The sequence below is a fragment of the uncultured Christiangramia sp. genome (assembly GCF_913046405.1).
Classification (GTDB): domain Bacteria; phylum Bacteroidota; class Bacteroidia; order Flavobacteriales; family Flavobacteriaceae; genus Christiangramia; species Christiangramia marina.
Genome location: NZ_CAJWRQ010000121.1, coordinates 1 through 7,266, shown reverse-complemented (window position 1 = coordinate 7,266; position 7,266 = coordinate 1). Strand labels below are relative to the sequence as shown.

Here is a 7,266-nt window from a genome sequence, read left to right as displayed (position 1 = left end):
TTCACCTGAGTTGCTTTTACAGCTTTTTTTCTTATCTGAATGGAAATTTTATTTCCAACACCTGCAACTTCTACCGGTACATATCCTAATCCAATTCCTTTTTCAAGGGATGGTGACATGGTGCCCGAAGTGACCTCTCCAATTTTCTTGCCGTTTTCATCTACAATATCATATCCCTGTCTGGGGATAGCTCTTTCATCCATTTCAAAAGCGATTAACTTTCGTTTTGGACCTTCTTCTTTTTGCTTTTTAAGCGCTTCACTATTTATAAAATCTTTACTGAATTTTGTGATCCAGCCAAGACCTGCTTCAATAGGGGAAGTAGTATCGTCAATATCATTCCCGTATAAGGAATATCCCATTTCCAGTCTTAATGTATCTCTTGCTGCGAGTCCTATTGGTTTAATACCAAATTCTTCTCCCGCTTCCATTACTGCTGCCCAGATTTGAGGAGCATCTTCATTTCTGAAATAAATTTCAAACCCGCCACTTCCCGTATAACCTGTAGCTGAAACGATCACTTTTTCCACACCAGCAAAAGTACCGACCTCGAAAGTGTAGAACTTCATATTCTGAAGGTCGATCGATGTAAGTGATTGCATAGCTTCAGCAGCTTTAGGCCCCTGTATCGCCAGTAACGACAATTCATCACTCATGTCACGCATAGTTGCATCTACATCATTATGCTGAGAGATCCAGTTCCAGTCCTTATCGATGTTCGAAGCGTTTACTACCAACAAATATTTTTCAGCTTCCAGCCTGTAAATGATAAGATCATCCACAATACCACCATCTTCGTTAGGCATCGTAGAATACTGAGCTTTCCCATCTGTAAGCTTGGAAGCATCGTTAGAACTGATCTTCTGGATAAGCTTTAATGCATTTTCTCCGGAGATCAGGAATTCTCCCATGTGGCTAACATCGAAAACACCAAGTTTTTCTCGTACAGTTTGATGTTCAATGTTTACACCTTCATAAGATACTGGCATATTGTGTCCAGCAAAAGGTACCATTTTGGCATTTAATTCATTGTGTATTGCAGACAGGGCTACTTCTTTCATTATTGTCAAAAATTTGCCCAAATTTATTGAATTCAGTTAGAATACAATATTAAATAAGCGTTTTTATATGAGTATCTTTAGGCTTCGAAAAAAGAAAGAACAAGAAAGATTTACCCAATGAAAATACTTACGGCAGCACAATTAGCAGAGGCAGATAAGGTCACTCTGGAAAAGCAGGAAATCACTTCAGAAGAACTTATGGAGCGGGCTGGAACACTTGTATTTAATGAAATTCATAAAAGATTGCAGGGAGCCCCAATTCCCATAAAGATCTTCTGTGGAATTGGTAATAATGGAGGAGACGGATTGGTGGTTGCCAGGCATCTTATTCAGCATGGATACGAGGTTCGTACATTTATAGTTAATTATAGTGATGAAAGATCTGAAGATTTCTTGAGCAATTATGAGAAATTGAAGGAAATCACAAATGACTGGCCGGAACTTATAAAGAGTAAAAACGGTTTCCCTGAAATTCATACTGGTGATTTTGTTATAGACGCGTTGTTTGGAATTGGTTTGAACCGACCAGTAGAAGGATGGCCTGCTAGTTTAATTAATTTGATAAATACTTCACAAGCTTTTGTCTTATCTATCGATATGCCGAGTGGTCTAGCACCAGATCAGGTTTTTAAGGATGGAGCAGTAATTCAGGCAGGATATACATTAAGCTTTCAATCTCCTAAACTCAGTTTTTACCTGCCAGATACCATGGAATATGTTGGTGATTTACAGGTCATCGATATAGCACTAGATCGGGAATATCTGGGGAAAGTGGATTCCAATATATTCTTAATAGGAAAAGAGGAAGCTCAAAGTTTATATAGGTCAAGAAAAATAAACTCTCATAAAGGCGACTATGGAAAGGTTTTGATCATTGGAGGAAGCTACGGTAAAATAGGTAGCGTCATTCTGGCATCTAGGGCCGCGATGCGATCGGGTACGGGACTCTGTACGGTTTATATCCCGGAATGTGGATATGATGCCCTCCAGATATCCATTCCGGAAGTGATGGTACTCACAGATAAAAATACTAAAATGATCACCAAATTTCCATTAGATTTTGATGCTGATGTTTTTTGTTTCGGAATGGGAGCAGGAACTAATGAAGCTACGGCTAACGCCTTTGGAGAATTTTTAGAAACTCAGAAGAAACCAGTTGTGATTGATGCTGACGGAATCAATATTTTATCGCAAAACAAGTCACTTTTGAAAAAAATGCCTGAAAACTCCGTTATTACTCCGCATCCAGGCGAGTTGAAAAGACTAATAGGGGAGTGGAAGGATGATTTTGATAAACTTGACAAGGTTAAAGCTTTAAGCAAAAAGTTTAAACTTATCATTGTTGTAAAGGGTGCTCATACATTTATTGTAAATAATGAGGAGGTCTACATAAATTCTTCAGGGAATCCGGGAATGGCAACTGCTGGTAGCGGTGATGTGCTCTCAGGAGTTATCACAAGTTTTATAGGTCAGAATTATAGTAGCCTGGCGGCGACGATTCTGGCTGTCTACTTACACGGTTCAAGTGGTACTTTAGCAAGTGATCAATTAGGATATGAAAGTTTGCTTGCCGGCGACATTGCAGACAATATTGGTCGTGCAGTACAGCAACTGTTTAATAGAAATCCCGAACCAGAACAAAAGAATTAAACTGATAAATCTTATTCGGTGACCGATAGCGATAATTTCTCCTGTACCCAACTGGTAGCATCCTCTAGTTCAGCAAAAACCTTGAAGGAATTTGCATCGATATAAAATTCCTTTTCAACTGTAGAGGCCAGGGTTCTGGTCATGTCATTATCACTGACAACCGCGATAACTTTTAGATTTTGAAATTTTGCAGATTGTTTGTAAACCATTGGATCTACCGCGTAGCTATTCACTCTGTGTGATATGTAAGCGTATGGTTTTCCCTGGAATACTTCAGTTCCAATTTCAAGAAGAGTTTCATTTTTGCTAATATCAAACAGAATTCCTTCGTTCATTTTAGCGATCATAAAATCTTCATGAATAGAAATACTGCCAAAATCAAGTTCAATAGTAGGGTAGTTCATACGATTATTGGGACAATTTTCGGCTAAATTACTGAAGTTTGGTTGAAAACCAAGAATAAAAAAACCTGCCATGAAAATGGCAGGTTTTTTTATTTTCTGAACTTAAATATTATTCAGTTTCTACGGATTTCTGAATATCTATAGTCAGTTCACTTTTCTCTTCATCCAGATCCATCGTGATCTTGTCTCCTTCCTTGAGATTTGAAGTAATGATCTCTTCAGCTAAGGCATCTTCAATATATTTCTGAATAGCTCGATTTAATGGCCTGGCACCATATTGCCTGTCAAAACCTTTATCTGCAATAAAATCTTTAGCCTTATCTGTAAGGGTAAGATCGTATCCAAGTCCCTGAATTCTCCCAAACAATTTCGCAAGTTCGATATCGATGATCTTATGAATGTCCTCTCTTTCAAGACCGTTAAAGATCACTACGTCATCAATCCTGTTTAAAAACTCGGGAGCGAATGCTTTTTTCAATGCATTTTCAATCACGCTTCTGGCGTTATCATCCACCTGAGATTTCTGAGCGGTAGTTCCAAAACCAACACCCTGACCAAAGTCTTTTAATTTTCTGGCTCCAATATTGGAAGTCATAATGATGATCGTATTTCTAAAATCGATCTTTCTTCCAAGACTATCGGTTAGATACCCATCATCCAATACCTGTAATAGCATATTGAAAACATCTGGATGTGCCTTTTCAACCTCATCCAATAGGATCACAGCGTATGGCTTTCTACGAACTTTCTCAGTAAGTTGTCCACCTTCTTCATAACCAACATATCCTGGAGGTGCTCCAATTAATCTTGAAACAGCGAATTTCTCCATGTACTCACTCATATCTATCCTGATAAGAGCATCATCATTATCAAATAATTCTCTTGCTAGTACTTTAGCCAACTGAGTTTTACCTACACCAGTTTGTCCAAGGAATATGAATGAACCAATTGGTTTATTTGGATCTTTAAGTCCGGCGCGATTCCTTTGTATGGCTTTTACAACTTTGCCTACAGCTTCGTCCTGACCAATTACTTTTCCTTTGATCAATTGAGGAAGTTCCACAAGTTTATTACTCTCGGTTTGAGCAATACGATTTACCGGAATTCCAGTCATCATCGAAACAACATCAGCTACGCTATCTTCAGAAACAATTTCCTTATGTTTCTTTGACTCTTCTTCCCATTTCTCCTGAGCTACGGCAAGTTCTTTTTCAATATTTTTCTCATCATCCCTCAGTTTCGCAGCTTCTTCATATTTCTGTTTCTTAACTACAGAATTCTTGTTTTCACGAACTTCTTCAAGCCTTCGTTCAAGATCCAGCACCTGTTTTGGTACATCGATATTAGTAATATGAACTCTTGATCCTGCTTCATCTAATGCGTCAATAGCCTTATCTGGTAAAAACCTATCGGTCATATAACGATTCGTTAACTTTACACAAGCTTCGATCGCTTCGTTTGTATATTGTACATTATGGTGGTCCTCATATTTATCCTTAATATTATTAAGGATTTCTATGGTTTCATCTACAGTAGTAGGTTCCACTATTACTTTCTGGAATCTTCTTTCTAAAGCACCGTCTTTTTCGATATATTGTCTGTACTCGTCAAGGGTAGTAGCACCAATACATTGGATTTCACCTCTTGCAAGTGCAGGTTTAAACATATTGCTAGCATCCAGACTACCTGTTGCACCACCAGCGCCAACAATCGTATGAATCTCATCTATGAAAAGGATGATATCATCATTCTTTTCAAGCTCGTTCATCACGGCCTTCATTCTTTCCTCGAACTGTCCTCGATATTTTGTGCCAGCAACCAGGCTAGCGAGGTCAAGAGTAACCACTCTTTTATCAAATAAGATCCTGGAAACCTTTCTTTTTACGATTCTTAGTGCTAATCCTTCAGCAATAGCAGATTTACCAACTCCCGGTTCTCCTATCAATAATGGATTATTTTTCTTTCTACGACTAAGAATCTGAGAAACTCTTTCGATCTCTTTTTCTCTTCCAACCACAGGATCTAGCTTATCAGCTTCAGCCATTGCAGTGAGGTCTCTTCCGAAGTTATCAAGAACCGGAGTTTTTGATTTCTTATTGGTTTTACCTGTACTAGCACCGCCACCTCCGCTAAACGGATTTTCCCTCGTAGCTTCATCTCCTTCATCATCTGAAAATGACTCCGCCGTTGGACTATCTGAAAAGTCGGTTTCATCGCTAGCGATCATGTATTTAAACTGATCTTTAACGCCATCGTAGTCTATTCTCAATTTATTCAGCAGTTTGGTAGTTGGGTCATTCTCATTTCTAAGAATACACAATAATAAATGTGCGGTATTAATCGAAGCACTCTGGAATAATTTGGCTTCCAGAAATGTAGTTTTCAATGCTCGCTCTGCCTGCCTGGTAAGATGCAGGTTTTTCTTTTCATTACTTATAGTAACAGTATTGGGATTTGCAGGGCTTAGTATTTCGACTTTACGTCTCAAATGGCTAAGGTCAATTTCCAACGCGGTTAGAATATCTATAGCTTTCCCGTCTCCATCTCGCAACAACCCCAGCATTAGATGCTCTGTTCCAATGAAATCATGACCAAGCCTTAATGCTTCCTCTTTACTGTAAGCAATAACGTCTTTTACTCTTGGTGAAAAATTATCATCCATTTTTATCTTCCTTTCTCAATTTTATTTTCACTCCAAATAGGACAAAAACTGTACCTAATAAGGTGACCATAGCTAAGTGACAAAATAACCATCACTTTTCAAAAGGGAAAATAATGAACTTATTAACCAAAATACAATAAAAATTTGTTAATAAAAAATACTTAAGCTCAGAGATTACGGGACGTTAAAGAGGTATAAAATATGTAAATTGCCCCTTACAATTTTAAGATAATTAAATTTTTTAATATGGCTGAAGGAGAAAAGCTAATTCCTATCAATATTGAAGATGAAATGAAATCTGCCTACATCGATTATTCGATGTCGGTCATTGTGTCACGTGCACTACCAGATGTTCGTGATGGATTGAAACCTGTACATAGACGTGTGCTTTACGGTATGTATGAGCTTGGAGTACTTTCAAATAGAGCCTATAAGAAATCTGCTAGAATCGTAGGAGAGGTATTAGGTAAGTATCACCCGCACGGGGATTCTTCAGTATACGATACTATGGTGCGTATGGCCCAGGAATGGAGCATGCGGTATATGCTCGTAGATGGCCAGGGTAACTTTGGATCTGTAGATGGGGATAGTCCTGCAGCGATGCGTTATACTGAAGCGCGTATGCGTAAGATCAGTGAGGACATGCTTGCAGATATCGACAAGGAAACAGTAGATACCCAGCTGAATTTTGATGACTCATTAAGTGAGCCTGTCGTAATGCCAACACGAGTGCCAAACTTATTGGTGAATGGGGCTAGTGGTATTGCTGTTGGTATGGCTACGAACATGCCTCCTCATAATTTAAATGAAGTTATAGATGGTACCATCGCTTATATCGATAATCACGATATAGAGATCGATGAGCTTATACAATATATTAAAGCTCCAGATTTCCCGACAGGAGGAATTATTTATGGTTATGATGGCGTTAAGGAAGCTTTCAAAACAGGAAGAGGTAGAGTCGTAATGCGTGCTAAATCGCATATGGAAGAGATTGCAGGTCGTGAATATCTTGTTGTTACAGAAATACCATATCAGGTGAACAAAGCTGATATGATCAAAAAAACAGCAGACCTTGTAAACGACAAGAAGATCGAAGGAATTAGTCTGATTAGAGATGAATCTGATAGAAATGGTATGCGTATCGTATACCAGATGAAAAGAGATGCTATTCCTAACATCGTTCTTAATACCTTATTTAAACACACAGCATTACAATCTTCTTTTAGTGTAAATAATATTGCACTGGTTAATGGAAGACCGCAAATGTTGAATTTAAAGGATCTTATTCACCACTTCGTAGAGCACAGACATGATGTGGTTGTTAGAAGGACTGAATTTGAACTTCGGAAAGCTAAAGAGCGTGCTCATATCCTGGAAGGATTGATCATTGCTTCAGATAATATAGATGAAGTGATTGCTTTGATACGTTCTTCTTCTAATGCAGAAGAAGCTCGTAATAAATTAATTGATCGTTTTGAACTTTCAG

5 protein-coding genes are annotated in these 7,266 nt (G+C 38.2%); 2 read left to right on the top strand and 3 right to left on the bottom strand.

What is annotated here, in order from left to right; translation table 11 throughout:
- The coding region (gcvT, locus tag QZ620_RS12755; RefSeq protein ID WP_295182301.1) for a glycine cleavage system aminomethyltransferase GcvT at window positions 1–1,061 on the bottom strand (1,061 nt) is incomplete at its 3' end.
- A 117-nt stretch (window positions 1,062–1,178) separates the two neighbouring features.
- Between gcvT and QZ620_RS12750 the strand changes: the two genes are divergently transcribed.
- On the top strand, window positions 1,179–2,711 hold the full coding sequence (locus tag QZ620_RS12750) for an NAD(P)H-hydrate dehydratase (protein WP_295182298.1): 1,533 nt from the start codon (window positions 1,179–1,181) through the stop codon (window positions 2,709–2,711).
- Window positions 2,712–2,722: 11 nt separating this feature from the next.
- Here QZ620_RS12750 and QZ620_RS12745 read toward each other — a convergent pair whose 3' ends face one another.
- Window positions 2,723–3,187 carry a hypothetical protein gene (locus QZ620_RS12745; RefSeq protein WP_295182295.1) on the bottom strand — a complete coding sequence of 155 codons (465 nt, stop codon included), beginning with the start codon at window positions 3,185–3,187 and terminating at the stop codon, window positions 2,723–2,725.
- Between the two features lie 37 nt (window positions 3,188–3,224).
- Window positions 3,225–5,777, bottom strand: coding sequence for an ATP-dependent Clp protease ATP-binding subunit (locus tag QZ620_RS12740; RefSeq protein ID WP_295182292.1), 2,553 nt, complete (start codon window positions 5,775–5,777; stop codon window positions 3,225–3,227).
- Window positions 5,778–6,023: 246 nt separating this feature from the next.
- On the opposite strand from QZ620_RS12740, the gene QZ620_RS12735 reads away from it, so the two are divergent.
- Window positions 6,024–7,266 (top strand): DNA gyrase subunit A (locus QZ620_RS12735; protein ID WP_295182289.1); only part of this gene is annotated, 1,243 nt, incomplete at its 3' end.

What these genes read in the sequence shown, in the direction of transcription:
- QZ620_RS12745 (WP_295182295.1), bottom strand. Translation starts at nt 3,187, where the DNA reads ATGGCAGGTTTTTTTATTCTTGGTTTTCAACCAAACTTCAGTAATTTA.
- QZ620_RS12750 (WP_295182298.1), top strand. Translation starts at nt 1,179, where the DNA reads ATGAAAATACTTACGGCAGCACAATTAGCAGAGGCAGATAAGGTCACT.
- QZ620_RS12740 (WP_295182292.1), bottom strand. Translation starts at nt 5,777, where the DNA reads ATGGATGATAATTTTTCACCAAGAGTAAAAGACGTTATTGCTTACAGT.